We start from the raw sequence: 15,313 nt of genomic DNA on the forward strand, positions 1-15,313 counted from the left end.
TCAATTTGGGAACACTTATGAAAAAAAACATTATTATTCTACATACCGACCAACAACGCTTTGACAGCTTAGGTTGCAACGGTAATGAGCATGCACAAACCACAAATATTGACCAATTAGCTTCAGAGGGCTGTAACTTTTCTCGTCATATATCAACCAACGCAGCGTGTATGCCCTCAAGAGCAAGTTTGATGACGGGCTTGTATGTACCGGGTCATGGCGTTTCCTCAAACGGTATTCCACTGTGGCGTCGTGATAATGGTTGCGAAGACAAGAATAACGTCATCAGCCAGCGTCTATTTGGTGTTGACGTGATGGATAAGATCCCAACGATAGCCGACATGCTCTCTGAAAATGGCTACAACACCGCTCTGTTTGGCAAATTGCACCTAGAGCCAATGCTGGCAGATCGTTCCTACGACTTCTACGACTCTTATGCAAGATGGGAAGAAGAAGAGACCGAGTTTGACGAAGCCCCCTATTACGGGTTTGCAAAAAAGAAACTGATCCTTGGACATGGTGAAGCTCCATGTGGTTACAACCGTGGCCACTATGGTCGTTGGCTACATAAAAACTTTCCAGAGTATTTAGATAAGGTGTTCCCGGGCGCAGATATCAATACTAAAGAAGGTTCAATTGCCGATGATATCTATGCTTCTAAGTTACCAGAAGAGTTGCACAATACCATGTGGCTAGCCGATGAAGTCTGCCAACATCTCGAGCAGCAGCAGACAAATGACAGCGATAAACCAAACTTTATCTTTGTAGGTTACCCAGACCCTCACCACCCGTTTACACCACCCGAGTCAATTGCGGCGGAGTTCCATGATATCCCTCTTCCAGAATTTGCGCGAAAAGAGGATCTAGTCGGCAAGAAGCCTGACGCAGTTGAACAAACAATGCAGAACTTTAGTGCAAGTAAAGAAGACCTGGCTAAAGCGTACCGTTATACTGCAGCGTCGGTAAAACTTATCGACAAGTCCGTAGGAAAAATCATTGAGAAAACCAAAGAGCTGGGTATCTATGACGACACCATCATCGTATTTACTTCTGACCATGGTGACTTCCTTGGCGATCTCGATATGATCTGTAAATATGATGTCGCATTCAATAACCTATTGCATTTACCGTTCGTTCTTAAGCCAGCCAAAGGAATGACCGTACCAAGCGATTGTGCGACGCCTATGAGTAACGCTGATGTTGTTCCTACACTCCTCTCTTTAGTAGGAGTTGAAGTACCCACATTCGTTCAAGGCGTTGATATATTCAGTGAGGCCGCACAGGACAATACACCTATGGTCACCTGTTACACCGCGCGAGAGCAAAATCGTAACATTTCACTGTTTGATCACCACTTCAGATACACCTACTACTTAGATACTGGCGAAGAAGAGCTTTACGATCACAGAGAGGACATCAAGGAGACGGTTAACCTTGCGGTGAGTACTGACCCTATCATCCGTTCTATATGTGATTCATTCAAGGGTAGGCTTTTCCAAAAACACATCGAATGTGATTTGGGCATATTTAATCATTATGCTTTATGGTAATTAATTGACTCTATTTAAAAAGCGAGCTGAACAGTTCGCTTTTTTATTGCAAATGAAAATTAGGCAATCCCATCCCATATATCGGGACGATTGATTAAGGAATTAATGTGAGGATATAGATCACAATATCAATCCACAATAGTGATAGAATTTAACCATAGCTCTGATGAAGGCAATTAACTAATCCGCTTGCTATAATTAATTGCCTCACAGAACTATTAATTACCATCATTTAAATAAACTTATTAAGATAGAATCATAAGGATATATATATGGCTTTAAACTTGTCTAGTAAACGGAACTTGATCCCCTTATTAATGGGTGCTTCATGTCTTTTCGTTGGTAATGTATTTGCGGCAGATGTTCTTCCACATACTGCAAAACCAGGCGAGAAATGGGTTCTTCAAGACGACCGTTCAGATGAATTCGAGTTTGAAGATACTCGCAAATGGGATTTCCAACCTAACCCTTTCCAGATTTGGACTTGGGAGAAAGATAATGCCATCGTTGAAGACGGTAAACTGAAGTTGACTGCGTCTTATGAGAAACATAACCGCAAGTTCGAAGATGGCTGTAACGAAAAAACGATCTACGATTTTCCACTATTCTTCAAATCAGGCATGGTGAAATCTAAGGCCTCTGGTGTCTACGGCTATTACGAAGCGAAAATCAAAGGTACAGATTTACACCCTGGCGTATCTCCTGCATTCTGGATCTACAGTAACATTGATACGGCACTGAAAAACGAAGGTGATATCCAGTACGCTGAAATCGACGTTGTAGAGTTGCTTCAAGATGAAGAAGATCCTACGCACAGTGATCACAACCTTCACAACATCATTGTTAAAGATGGTAAACCACAGTGGGTACGTCCTAAGCCAAACCCAGAAACACACCAGAACCTACACAACCTTGGCTTCGACCCACGTGAAGAGTTTGCTATTTATGCTGTCAATGTAACACCTGAAGATATTACATGGTATGTAAATGGTGAAGAAGTAGGTCACAAGAAGAACCTTTACTGGCATAAAGAGATGAACGTTGCCCTATCTCTGGGTATGCGTGGCAAGAAATTCACTCGTTGGGATTGTAACCAATTCTACCCAGTTGACGTTGCAGAGGCAGATAGCGGCCTACCAACAACAATGGAAGTCGAATACGTTCGCGTATGGAACAAAGAATAATAGGACTTCTCGACTAAACGTTTCATTCCTTTCTTTCGTTATTATTTAGCATTTTAGCTATATTTGGGTTGGTTTTGGCATTGCTGCATTTGGGGGTAGCAATGCTGGAGCTAACTCTTTTTTTATTACCACGCATCATTGGTTACATATTGAATCAATAAACTCAATTATCCCATCAATCGGAATATTTATACAGGATACAATTCATTAGATTTTCATCACGTTAATATATTCAATGAAAACTATTATTAGTCACCGAACATCCCTACTAACTAATATATTAACCAACGAGAATACAAAATAATGAAATTACGTTACCTTCTGCTGTCTACCCTCGCGGTGGCCATATCAAGTGCTAATGCAAGCGTTGTTCGACCCACGGGCTTTCACCCTGGTGAAGTGCGTTGGCAGGAACTTGGCGACAAAAGTGATGATTTTACTTCAGGATCACTCAACCCAGGCAAGTGGGTAAATGCGCCCGCAAGCCTTAATGTCGGTGCATGGACCTTTGACCCTGCAAATACCTATGTCCAAGACGGAAACCTCGTCATTGAAACCACTCAAGACACGCATATTCGCCGCTTCGCCGACAGTTGTTGGGATGGGGTTGCTGGTGGGCCACCGCAGTTTGTCGATCGCGAGTTCTACTATAAGTCTGGTGCCGTTCATTCCATTGCGAAAGGGGTCTACGGGTTTTACGAAGCCAAAATCAAAGGTGTTGAAATTTTCCCTGGCTTGAGCCCTGCATTTTGGTTGTACAGTGACGACCATCCCTATGATGATCGCAACGATCCAACTAAGCAATATGTAGACTATAGCGAAATCGACATCGTTGAATTACAACAAGCGGACTGGCGAAGTCCAACCGATTTTGATGACCAATATGATATGGACCATAACCTTCATGCTCGAGTTGAGGAAAACGGTCAAATCGTTTGGAAGCGACCAAAGCCAAACCCTGAAGCGCAACTCCTGCACTATCGAGCACCTTTTGACCCACGTTTAGACTTCCACACTTATGCTGTAGAAAACCGCCCTGACCGCATTACATGGTATGTCGATGGTGTTGAAGTCGGCTCAAAACCCAATAAATGGTGGCACCGTCCGATGCGCGTTACCTTCTCTCAAGGTCTTAGACGCCACCTCATCAAATATAATCCTGACTGCCAAAGAGCGGATCCTAATCCTGACAATATCATTTCCGAGGGATTTCCTGAAAAAGCACGCATGAAGGTCAACTATGTCAAAACTTGGAAAGCGCTGCCTTCCGTCTGGGTTGAAGATCAAGACAAATACACCGGCACTGAATATCCAAATAGCAAGCCACTGGATGTGAGTGTTAACTATCACGGCGGCAGCGATTTCTATGTTGAATCTGGTAATTACAATGGCGTGACAGTCAACCTCGTCGAGAAAAATGCCTCTGGTGTCGTACAAGTTATTCGAAGTTCAAATGACCCTAGCACAACCTCAGATGCCAATAAATATGCAGGCAAAACGACGTTATCTCTTGACCTGTCAGGAGTGACACCAAGCAATCAATTACCAAACGGTCACTACTACGCACTAGCACCGGTATTCAGTTCATCCAATGGCAACCCTGTATATGCTCAGAGCCCAATAGAGCCAATCAAGATTACTGGCAATGGTGACAGTAATGACGTTCCTGTCACTGGTGTTGAGCTAACCCCACAAACTGCGTCGGTCAAAGTGAATGAAACCGTGAAACTGACCAGCACAGTTAAGCCATACAACGCCAGCGACAAAGGAGTGTACTACTACTCTGATAACTCTAACATCGCATCAGTTAATAATTCCGGTGTCGTCACGGGTAAAGTAAAGGGAACAACCAATATCACTGTCACCACCAATGATGGTGCATACACAAGCCAAAGCGTTGTAAACGTTATTGACAATAGTGGGGGGTGGACACCAGTGACAGGTGTTGAAGTGTCGCCATCTAGTCTTAGTCTATCATTAGGACAAACTAAACTTCTGAACGTGTCAGTTCTCCCAAGTCACGCGAGTAACCAAAGCGTGACATTCCAATCAAACAACCCTTCAGTCGCAATTGTCAACGGGCAAGGGCAAGTGACGGCAAAAGGAAAAGGGACAGCTCAAGTAACGGTAAAAACGAAGAATGGTGGTTTTACTGACTCTGTCACTATCACCGTGAAGTAATCTTTCGACTTTTCGAATCGCATACAATAAAGGGTTAGATGCTAGTGTATCTAACCCCTTCTTTTGTTGCTCAGCAAACTACCTTAAATGAATTACTACGTACTAGCTGATTTTGAGCGGCCGATTAATCGCTTTCTAATACCCTCAGAGTTGTCTTTACGAGGTCTAGTTGTAAGTTCTCTGTATACCGAATTTTAACCTCTAGTCACAAATACTCTGCCATTTAACAAGATCGTCTTCTATTTGTTTGGACTAAACGCACTAGAACGAAGGGAAATGAACTTATGTTTAAATTCTATCGATTGGTGTTGCAATTGTACTATTGACCACCGAAATACAAACACCCAGCACATCTAGTAAATCAGGATCAGATAGCCAATTAATCAATAAGATACTGTGTAAACCTGGTCAGATTTGTCATGAAGTAAACCCACAGTCAAAAAAAACGCCATACAACTGTATGGCGTTTGCGATCTTACAACTCGTGTTTAGCCACGAGGGAACCAGATACCCATATCTTGTTCCTCTCGGTTCGCCCAAGCGAAGTAAGGAATCAGACGAACAGACACTTTCTTATTCAAGTCAGGCTCGACTTTAAAGTACAACGTCTCTTTCGTTGGTCGTACGTCCATTTGAGTCTTGAGGCCAACCATATCATAAGGAAGATCTTTAATTGTCTCCTCCTCAAATACGGCATCGACTGGCAACACGAGATCATCAATGGTGTATTGCTCGCTATCGATATCAGAGCCCTCTAAACAGTATACAACCGGGCCACGCTTAACTGCGACCATTCCGTTACTTTGCTCAAGCATTGGGTTTGCACCATAAAGCTCTACTTTCATTGGCAAGACGATATTAATTTGTTCACCTGATCTAACGGTTTGCTTTTTGATTCCTGAATTGGTCGCTACGCCGTTAACCGTTGCTTCATCACACCAAGCCGGGATTCTATAGCTGAGTTCAAAGCCGTCCGCAGGCGCATCCACGACTTTAATGGCAACCGTTTCAGTCCAAGGGTAATTGGTGTCTATGACAACCTTCGCACGCTCTCCCTTTGTCAGTTCAGTATCGATTTCACTGCCCGCAAACAGGTTGATAGAGATACCCTGTTCATTCTTAGAGTAGATAAACTTAGGCATACCGGTGTAAGTACGCAGAAGTTGCGGAGGACAGCACCAACAATCAAAAGTAAAGAAACGCTGGTTAGGTACGTGCGAGAACTGCTCAAATGTCGGTTCAATATGATGATCACGACGATGTGAGCCTGGGTTAGCATAGAAATAACGCTTCATGTCTAAGCTTGAACCAGAAATACCTGAGTTAAACATGATGGTTTCAAACCAATCACCGAATTCCGCTTCCCCTGTTACATTAAGCATACGCTTTGCCCACATTGCACCAGCAATATTCGCGCATGTTTCGTTATAAGCGACACGATGTGGCAAGTTATACTCTGAAGCAAAAGCCTCATAAACACGGTCACCTCGGTCAGAAATGCCAACATATTGAGGGCCTAACGCACCCGTAATGTAGATACGACGTTTAACCAAATCTTTCCAAATGCGACTGACGGCATCTAATAGCGCCGGCTCTTCCGTGTGTGAATAGACATCTGTCGCACCCGCATACAAATAGGCCCCCGTTACAGCATGACCGACAGGTTGGGTTTCATCTCTCAGCGGAGTACGATTTTGTGAGCAATCTTTACCAGAGTGCGTCTCACTCGCGGCTTCCAGTTTACGGCCACGCATTGAGACAAAGATATCAGCTAGCTCTAGGTAACGGTCATTTCCTGTTGTTCGATACAGGTCCACTAAGCCCATGATTTGACTTGGGTTAAAGCCAAAGTTAGCCAATTCGTACGGCTCTGGAGAGAACAAGTCCCATAGATAATCTGCATTTTTAATCGCGACGTTCAGTAAGCGCTCATCACCCGTTGCTTCAAAGTGAACGCACCCCAAGGTGTGCAGATGTCCCATGTTGTATAGCTCATGAACTTCGATATCAACCCAACGTTCCACGTCAGTAAGCAGCGTCTGAGTACCGATGTAGCCATCTTCTTCTAAGCTAGCTTCAATCCATGGGATATATTTGTTGATGACATCTAGGATACGCTCATCTTGAGTGGTCGCATATTGGTTACAGCAGCCCTCTAAGAATTTATAACAGTCTCCATCTGACCAATAGTTGTCGTGAAACTTGCCTTCCACTTCTCCAGCTGCGATACCGAAGTTTAATAGACGCGCAGCATTGGTCTCATTGAGCAAAGCGGCTTCGAGGTTATAGATAATCTCCATGTAGTTTTCGACACGGTTTGCCCAAAAACCACTCGTGAGTCTCGCCTCACCTGTTTTTATATTTGAAAACATGCTTAATCCTTCAACATTTGTATTTGGAACTGATTGAATCTCTTTCACTTATTTGCAAAGCTAATTGGTCATATTCAATCTACAACTAATTAACTCTATGAACTTTATTTAGAATATAAAACGTCGATCCGAGAACCATTTCCCAGCCAACAATTAAATAGAGCCAATAAGTACTCTTTTTGCTTTTTAGCCTTAGAAAGCACAATGCAAACTATATCAAGCCGTCATTTAACAATGATTAATCGTTAATAAACCGTTATTTAACAGATGACTGCCAATCGATTAGTTATTATTTTTACCATTAACCCATCAAAGTTCCGTGAACTAAGTCACATCAGATATTTATTGGTCGAACTATCCCATATGATGGAATTGTGTGTTCAACCAGATATCAAACTGCGTACTCAATAACGGCTCATACTAGGCTCTGAAACGAGTAAATCTAATCTGAGCAAATTAGGAGCATGTCGCATTGGAATGTCATTGCATTTATGGCTTCGACCATATTTGAGATGAAATATTTCTTGTAGGATAGACCTAACCCACAGGTGTCACACTTAATGATTCCGGTTTATCTCATTATTTAAATCTCGGGAGTCTTAACCCCCTGCAGAAGTTGACTAAAGGAGTGTACTTTGTGAAAAAAATCTACTTGAGAAGAAAAGGACAATGGCGAGAGGAAGGCGTAGCGCCAGACTATCGTTTTTCACTGGCAAATGAACGAACATACCTCGCATGGATTAGAACCTCACTTGCACTACTCGCTGGGGCGATTGCGCTAGATCAGCTTACGCCAGATTTAGCCAATCCAACAATACGACTAATCATCTCATGTTTTTTATGTCTTTGTTCTGGCTTTGTAGCAATATATGCCTACCGTCGATGGTCATACAATGAACAAGCTATGAGACACAATAAAGCGCTACGATACACCTCAAACATGAAACTCATAAGCACAATACTCCTGATACTCACTATCACAATTTCGGTCGCTATCAGTATATGAATCAAGTCAAAGGACTCCAAAAAGAGCGAACAGCGCTTTCTTGGCTAAGAACACAGCTTGTTCTATTCGGCATTGGTATTATCTTATTTCGATTCTCGATGTCCCATGCAAACCCTATCATATTTGTAGCGAGTATTTTCGCTATGCTTGTTGCATGCAGTTGTACACTCTCTCGCTCAAAGTACATTAAACTGATTGTTTCAACAGTAATATTTTTGTTAGCGTCCACTTATATCTTGCAAATGACAAGTCAGTTCTTCAAATAGAATAAAAAGCTGTTTACCCCTTGAATGTAAACACTCAAGGGATAATTACCAAACTAACCTACGAAGACAAACATCACTAAACTACTGCAAATAACCGCCAGCGTGATCGCGTAGATCGCCCGTGTAGTCAGTCTTTTTAATACCCATGCAGATAGAGGAACACCTACAAATGAACCCACCACAAACCAGATCGCTGTAGCGCTATCAGCCTGCCCTCCTTTTGCATAGCCGATCGCGGCTGTTGCTGATAAAAACAGGGCAAGAACAACAGAAGATCCTATCGATTTTTTAATGTCCAACTTAAGTACGTTATTCAATATAGGCAGCAGCAACACACCACCTCCAACACCGGTTGAGCCTAATACCGAACCACAGAACATGCCCGACAAAACAGCTTTACTCGGCTTTACAGAGTGATGACTATCCGCTAAGACACAGCTTTCAGCTTTCTTAGCACCATAAATAACGGATATCAGCGACCCAATCATGACGACAACAACCAACATTGAAATAAAGGACTGAGTTAGCTCACCATGAATGGGGTGTTGATTGAAGTACACAACGACTTGCGTCACTAAGATGGTAATAGGTACCGCACCAATAAACAGCAGGCAAACTTGACGCCAAGAAACGTTACTAGCTTTGACATGAACAATCGATGCATTAATTTTTACCATTGCCGAGATCAAACTCGCTGTTCCCACGGCCAAGACGGTCGACATTCCGCAAAATAGTTGCAACATAGGTATCAGTAATACACCGCCACCGACTCCTGTTAATCCTAAACAAAATCCAAAAATCCCACCTAGTAGAACTTTTAATAAAATAAATTCCGTCACAACTAACTCAGCCATTATATTAGACATTATTCCTCCCCATAATACGTGATACTGTAAACGTTCTCATGGGTAAAGCTTAATACTGAATCCAGTTCAAACTTTATAGCTCAGACCATATTCAGAATTAAATTGCCAAGATAAAATTGTGGGGCTCAACAGAGAAAGAAGTCATATGATAAATATCAAGGAAGACTCTCAACATTCGTTGGCGTTTAGTCGGTACAGTAAAAGACAAGCTATCTATCAAAGTGGATCACCATCCAGTGGGGTCTACTATGTTGACTCTGGTCTGGTCGGTCTATATCAAGTATCAGAAACTGGCAAAGAATCACTTTTACGCATTTATGGTCCGGGTTCATACTTTGGTTATCGGTCACTGTTTACTAACCAAAACTACCCCTCTACCGCCAGAGCTATGCTCAATAGCACCGTCGTCCATGCAAAAGTGAATAGTTTTAAAGAGCTCGATAAGCAATCCCCTGAGCTCGCTAACTACCTGATGAAAGAGGTGTGTTTTGAGCTTGGGGAAGCTGAAAAACGTCTAATGCAGTTCACTGCATTTAGTGCTAAGAAACGAATTCTCGACTCCGTATTTCACGTGTTCGACCTATATCCTAACTACCCTTGGACCTATCGTGAGATTAGTGAGTACAGTGGTACCGATATCAGCACAGTCATCAGATACTGTAAAAAACTTAAGGAATTAGGCTACCTAATACCAGAGAGTCGAAAACCTGTGCCAGTCGATCTTCAACAATTAGCAAAATATAAAGACAACTTGCTGCAAAGCTAGCGTAAACAACAGCACGACCGATAACCCTCTTATCGATGATGTCTGTAAATAGGAATACTATGGTTCAAGTCAATCAATGCCACGTGATGGCAAAGCCTTCAGGTTCAGTCTGCAATATTGACTGTGAATACTGTTTTTACCTCGAAAAAGAGCAGCTCTATCCAGAAAGACAATCTAACTGGCGCATGTCAGACGACACATTGGAGCGATTTATTGAACAGTATATTCAAGCCCAAAGTGGTCCTACGGTAGAGTTTGCTTGGCAAGGTGGAGAGCCCACGATGTTAGGGCTTGAGTTTTATCAACGTGTTGTCGAGCTGTGTGCAAAATATGCCAACGGGAAACAGATTTACCACGCCTTTCAAACCAATGGGCTACTCATTGATGAAAACTGGTGTCAGTTTTTTAAACGCCATCAATTCTTGGTCGGTATTTCCATTGATGGTCCACTGCATCTTCACGACCAATACCGTGTTACTCGCAGCCAAAAGGGAACGCACTCAAAAGTCATGAAGGCGATTGAGTTACTCAAAAAACATGAGATCGAGTTCAACACACTCACTGTAGTCAGTGCGGGTAACGTGGGTTACCCACTCGAAGTATACCAATTCCTAAAATCCATCGGTTCTAAGTACATCCAGTTCATTCCGCTCGTCGAGCGTTTATCAACAGATGATAATCGATGGCACTTAGATCTTGCTTCTCCTTTGGATCACTCAAAAACCGTCACACCATGGTCTGTGGCTGCAAAAGATTATGGTCACTTCCTTGTCACTATTTTTAAAGAGTGGGTTAAAAAAGACGTTGGTACCACTTTTGTGCAAACTTTCGACTCAACTCTCGCCAGTTGGCTCAATCAACCGGCGGGTATCTGCACTCTTGCCGCTGAGTGTGGTCACTCTTTTGCCTTAGAAGCCAACGGAGACCTTTATCAGTGTGATCACTACGTCTACCCAGAATACAAACTGGGTAACATTCATCACACGACCATAGAAATCATGAATAACAGCCCGAAGGCGGTTCAGTTCAGTCAATCTAAATCGACCTCTCTCAATCAAAAGTGCAACGCTTGTCGCTACCGTTTTGCCTGCTATGGAGGATGTCCTAAACATCGCTTTGTGACGACACAAAAGGGACAGCAACACAACTACTTGTGTGAGGGTTATTTCGAGTTTTTTAGACAATCAGAAAAGGCCATGCTGATCATGGCTAGACTGCTTGAACATCGACGCCCAGCAACTGTGATCATGAAAGTGGCCGAAGATGCCAACTTGTTCGATTAATTGATCTTTTTGTTCACCATCAGAGGCATAAATGGATTCCATAATATGGGAAAAGTGTAACCACATATGTTTACTCTGCCATGGTCACAATTATTTGGATACGTTTCCACTAACATAATTATTATTCATCGAAGCTATGATTATTCTACTTAGCTCGCTGATGTTTAAGTCACCCTATAGGAAATCCAAATGAATAATAACAATGGGAACCAGTCACTTAACAAAGCCATCGATGTTGTCGATGCGGTTGCGGAAGGACACCGACAGCTTAAGGCTATTTGTGAAGCAACCACCTTACCTAAATCAACGGTTCACCGTATTCTACAAGGTCTCATTGATGCTCGTTATATTCGAGAAGTTAAAGGGATTGGGCTTGTGCTTGGAACCAAAATGATTCAGCTTGGCAACAAAGCACAAAAAGACATGCCGCTTAAAGAGATCGCACACCCTATACTATCTGAGCTTGCAGAGCAAACCATGGATACCGTGCACCTTGGTATTAAAGATGAAGACCATATATTTTACTTAGACAAAATTTCGGGTAAACGTCCAATTGAACTTCGCTCGAGAATAGGCGATAGACTGCCTCTTGCAGCGACAGGGATTGGTAAGTCGCTGATGATCGACATGCCTCAGATGGAATGGCAAAGGCTCATTAAGAAAAATGACGATATCGACCTGCCAACGATGCTCAAGCGTATGTCAGTCTATTCGAAGCGCGATTACAGTTATGACTTAGAGGATAACGAGGAACTCGTTCGTTGTGTCGCCGTGCCAATCCGCAATAAATACGGCAATATCATTGCGGCAATGTCGGTGACCAGTATCAAGCCTTATATGCCAGACCAGCGAATGGAACAACTGATCCCCGTTCTGACACGATACAGTCGAATGATCACTGAGAGACTGAACTAAGAAACCTGCTTGATTCATGTGGTCTATGCATCACTGGGCCACACTAAACAAACTTGCTCAGCGAATAACCGTTAGTTTGAGTAACTCTCGGCCATGAGTGCTTTGCAAATCAGTGCTACTGGCCCGTTCATCATCTCTGTTGTTATTTCACTCTGATCATTATGACAACTGATTGCGAACGCAAAACCGTGTAGATAGTCAGCAAGCAAGTCCAACCCATTTTTCTGCATCTGTTCACTAAGCCCTAACGGCCTCACGATCATTTGATAGCGTTCGCTAAACACTTGGGCTGGGCCATGTGAGGTCATACTTAACATGGTTTGTAACAAACCACTGTACTCTCTCAACAACTCTATATAGCTAACACAAAGCGACTTGATCTCCTGTTGCCAGTCTGTATCACCCACGGGGTTGTATATCTCCGCAACCAATGATGTCGTCAAGGCCTCAAGAAGTGCATTCTTGTTTTTGAAGTAGTGATAGATGGCCATCGGATCGACATCCAATGCTATTGCTAGTGCTCTAATACTAGGAACTTTTCCTTCTTTTTTCATCAGACACTTAGCCGTTTCTAAGATGGCCGATTGACTCATTTGAGATGCATGACCTTGTGGTCTGCCACGCTTCTTTTTATTGACAGTCATGGAATGTCACCGATAAACTAAGATTAATTCTACACTGTAGATTTAATCTTATATCTACTTTCATGTCTACCCAATGAGCAAATTCTAACGAGGATATTATGGCAAACATCGTATTTATCGCGACCAGTCTTGACGGCTTCATTGCTGACAAAGAGGGTAAATTAGACTGGCTACATTCCGTGCCTAACCCTGACAACATTGATACTGGTTTCTTCAGCCTCATGGAACGTGTAGACGGCTTGATTATGGGAAGGAACACTTTAGACGTTGTATTGAGCTTTGGTTGTGACTGGCCGTACACCAAGCCTGTATACGTGTTAAGTAATACGATGCAGACGGTACCCGAAGAGCTGGAAGGTAAAGTTTTCCTTGTAAAAGGAGAGTTAAAGAACATTCTTTCTGAACTTGGTGCTCAGGGGGTAAATGACCTCTATATCGACGGCGGAGTGACCATTCAAAACTTTCTGAGAGAGGACTTAATTGATGAGATGGTCATTACTCGCTTCCCTATTCTTTTAGGTGGAGGAGCGCCATTATTTGGTGATTTAGACCAGCCTCTTAACTTTAAAGTAAGCAAGAGCGAAGTCGTTCTTGGCAACTTGGTCCAAACCACCTTCGTCCGCGAAAGACAACCACTTTAGGTGACAACCAACAAAAAAGGATCTGACGAAATCAGATCCTTTGCGTGATTTAATACTAGGAAGGTATCAATCAAGCCAAGCTTGTGTAGGTCTCAACAAATTGCTTCGCGTTGGTCTTTACCTGCTCCAGTGACATGTGCGGCTTGTAAAGTGCCGAGCCTAAACCGAACCCGCTCACACCAGCTTCCAACCATGGCTGCATGGAATCAACGGATGGATTGATACCGCCAACCGGCAAACAAATCGTCTCTTTCGGTAGCACAGACTTTAGCGCCTTGTACCCGTCTAAACCAATGACATCGGCCGGGAACAACTTTATACCCGTTGCCCCATGATTCAGGGCACTGAACGCTTCTGACGGTGTAATAACACCAGGAAATACGCTGCAATCGTGCATCCTTGCCAGTTCAATGACTTCTGGATTTACGTTTGGAGTGACAATCAGTTGTGCGCCTGTCTCCAACACTGCTTGAGCTTCCATAACGTTGGTAACTGTGCCCGCGCCAACCAGAGCTCGATCCGCCATGTTGTCGACTAAAATTTGAATGCTCTCTAGCGCATTAGGACTGTTTAATGGCACCTCAATGATCGTAAATCCCTGCTCTACTAGCGCCTCCGCGACTTCAAGTACGTCGCGTGGCTCAACACCTCGGATTATCGCCACCAGCGGCACTTGATGATCCTTATGAAAGGATGTCCATTTCTTCATGTTCCAGCTCCCTTTCTAACTGCTTCATTCCTTCGATAAAACACTCTTCTCCATCTAGGACTTGAGAGATAAATCCGAGTGAATTCAGCGCCATTTCGTACTTTTTACTTAGTTGATAACTACCGATCAGGTTAAGAGGCTCTTTGCGACAATTAATCAGCCCGATAATTGATTTCACTTCGTGACCAATCAACAGCCCAGACAAGTAGTCCAAAACATCGTCACTATTTAGCTGCTTAAACAAGCGATGTGTCCTTGCTAAAAACAACTGATTAGTCAAACTCTCAACAGAGCTCTCTTCAACACCTTTCAAAAAAGCGACAGAATCAAACTCCGCTTTCGCTGGACTTAAATCTTTTCCTAAAATGGTGTGTTTCGACAGTACCGAGTACATTTCACCCGTCATATAAGTCGAAAAGCTCTGAATAACACCATCCGTCACGTGAGCATACTTACTATGTGTCCCAGGTAACACCGCATGAAAGTTGTCTGTTGCTAATAGTGCTCTTGCACCAATAAGTTGAACTTCTTCCCCTCTCATCACATCAAATTGGCTTTGAGCATTCTTGTGTTTTACACCCGGATAAATGCTGGCTTTGGCACCCCACTCGAGATCAAACGTGAACGCATTATTGGCGACATCTCCAATTTTTGCGGGTGTGGTTACATACGGAACATCGTGCCAACCTTGCTGTGAACCTACCATGCCTGCCATGAAAATAGGCAACTTGCGGTAATCTGTTATCCATCCACTTAATACCTGCTCTAAGGCTTGTGAAAACTGTCCGTGCTGAATAGAAAGTAAACCGATATGTTTCTCTATACGGTCGATTTCTCGGCCGTCTTGAGCCATAGCAAAAGCACGGAAGTTAGTGGTTCCCCAATCAATAATCAACCACGCGACTTCATTAAGCGCATCTCCCATAATTG

14 protein-coding genes are annotated in these 15,313 nt (G+C 43.1%); 9 read left to right on the forward strand and 5 right to left on the reverse strand.

Features of this window, described 5'->3' with window-relative positions; genetic code table 11:
• Window positions 1-17 precede the first annotated feature (17 nt).
• The 3 genes from GT360_RS19020 to GT360_RS19030 all read left to right on the forward strand — a co-directional run bounded on the left by GT360_RS19020 (window position 18) and on the right by GT360_RS19030 (window position 4,915).
• Window positions 18-1,550: a sulfatase family protein gene (locus tag GT360_RS19020; RefSeq protein ID WP_164650522.1), complete on the forward strand. Its 1,533-nt coding sequence runs from the start codon at window positions 18-20 to the stop codon at window positions 1,548-1,550.
• 272 nt (window positions 1,551-1,822) lie between these two features.
• Window positions 1,823-2,734 (forward strand): family 16 glycosylhydrolase, encoded by a 912-nt coding sequence (locus GT360_RS19025; RefSeq protein WP_164650523.1) that lies wholly within the window; start codon window positions 1,823-1,825, stop codon window positions 2,732-2,734.
• A 303-nt stretch (window positions 2,735-3,037) separates the two neighbouring features.
• On the forward strand, window positions 3,038-4,915 hold the full coding sequence (locus GT360_RS19030) for an Ig-like domain-containing protein (RefSeq protein WP_164650524.1): 1,878 nt from the start codon (window positions 3,038-3,040) through the stop codon (window positions 4,913-4,915).
• 488 nt (window positions 4,916-5,403) lie between these two features.
• Here GT360_RS19030 and GT360_RS19035 read toward each other — a convergent pair whose 3' ends face one another.
• Window positions 5,404-7,287: a glycoside hydrolase family 127 protein gene (locus GT360_RS19035; RefSeq protein ID WP_164650525.1), complete on the reverse strand. Its 1,884-nt coding sequence runs from the start codon at window positions 7,285-7,287 to the stop codon at window positions 5,404-5,406.
• A 637-nt stretch (window positions 7,288-7,924) separates the two neighbouring features.
• Here GT360_RS19035 and GT360_RS19040 point away from each other — a divergent pair.
• Complete coding sequence (locus tag GT360_RS19040) at window positions 7,925-8,293, forward strand: YidH family protein (protein ID WP_420825452.1); 369 nt, start codon at window positions 7,925-7,927, stop codon at window positions 8,291-8,293.
• Complete coding sequence (locus tag GT360_RS22115; RefSeq protein ID WP_164650526.1) at window positions 8,290-8,559, forward strand: DUF202 domain-containing protein; 270 nt, start codon at window positions 8,290-8,292, stop codon at window positions 8,557-8,559. Before GT360_RS19040 ends, GT360_RS22115 begins: the two co-directional genes overlap by 4 nt.
• Before the next feature lie 53 nt (window positions 8,560-8,612).
• Here GT360_RS22115 and GT360_RS19050 read toward each other — a convergent pair whose 3' ends face one another.
• Window positions 8,613-9,425 (reverse strand): sulfite exporter TauE/SafE family protein, encoded by an 813-nt coding sequence (locus GT360_RS19050; RefSeq protein WP_164650527.1) that lies wholly within the window; start codon window positions 9,423-9,425, stop codon window positions 8,613-8,615.
• Window positions 9,426-9,570: 145 nt separating this feature from the next.
• Between GT360_RS19050 and GT360_RS19055 the strand changes: the two genes are divergently transcribed.
• The 3 genes from GT360_RS19055 (at window position 9,571) to GT360_RS19065 (ending at window position 12,389) form a co-directional block, all read left to right on the forward strand.
• Window positions 9,571-10,191 carry a Crp/Fnr family transcriptional regulator gene (locus GT360_RS19055; RefSeq protein WP_164650528.1) on the forward strand — a complete coding sequence of 207 codons (621 nt, stop codon included), beginning with the start codon at window positions 9,571-9,573 and terminating at the stop codon, window positions 10,189-10,191.
• Between the two features lie 59 nt (window positions 10,192-10,250).
• Complete coding sequence (locus GT360_RS19060) at window positions 10,251-11,474, forward strand: anaerobic sulfatase maturase (protein ID WP_164650529.1); 1,224 nt, start codon at window positions 10,251-10,253, stop codon at window positions 11,472-11,474.
• A gap of 189 nt (window positions 11,475-11,663) precedes the next feature.
• Window positions 11,664-12,389 (forward strand): IclR family transcriptional regulator, encoded by a 726-nt coding sequence (locus GT360_RS19065; protein ID WP_164650530.1) that lies wholly within the window; start codon window positions 11,664-11,666, stop codon window positions 12,387-12,389.
• 71 nt (window positions 12,390-12,460) lie between these two features.
• Here the strand turns inward: GT360_RS19065 and GT360_RS19070 are convergent, their stop codons facing one another.
• The gene (locus GT360_RS19070) at window positions 12,461-13,033 is read right to left on the reverse strand and encodes a TetR/AcrR family transcriptional regulator (RefSeq protein WP_164650531.1); all 573 of its coding nucleotides are present in this window, start codon (window positions 13,031-13,033) and stop codon (window positions 12,461-12,463) included.
• Between the two features lie 98 nt (window positions 13,034-13,131).
• Here GT360_RS19070 and GT360_RS19075 point away from each other — a divergent pair, with 98 nt between their 5' ends.
• Window positions 13,132-13,674 (forward strand): dihydrofolate reductase family protein, encoded by a 543-nt coding sequence (locus GT360_RS19075; RefSeq protein ID WP_164650532.1) that lies wholly within the window; start codon window positions 13,132-13,134, stop codon window positions 13,672-13,674.
• A gap of 70 nt (window positions 13,675-13,744) precedes the next feature.
• On the opposite strand, the gene GT360_RS19080 is transcribed toward GT360_RS19075, so the two are convergent.
• Window positions 13,745-14,383, reverse strand: a complete 639-nt coding sequence (locus tag GT360_RS19080) for a 2-dehydro-3-deoxy-6-phosphogalactonate aldolase (RefSeq protein ID WP_164650533.1) — start codon at window positions 14,381-14,383, stop codon at window positions 13,745-13,747.
• The gene (locus GT360_RS19085; protein ID WP_164650534.1) at window positions 14,358-15,308 is read right to left on the reverse strand and encodes a 2-dehydro-3-deoxygalactonokinase; all 951 of its coding nucleotides are present in this window, start codon (window positions 15,306-15,308) and stop codon (window positions 14,358-14,360) included. Before GT360_RS19085 ends, GT360_RS19080 begins: the two co-directional genes overlap by 26 nt.
• Window positions 15,309-15,313: the final 5 nt, after the last annotated feature.

The organism is Vibrio astriarenae, assembly GCF_010587385.1.
Classification (GTDB): domain Bacteria; phylum Pseudomonadota; class Gammaproteobacteria; order Enterobacterales; family Vibrionaceae; genus Vibrio; species Vibrio astriarenae.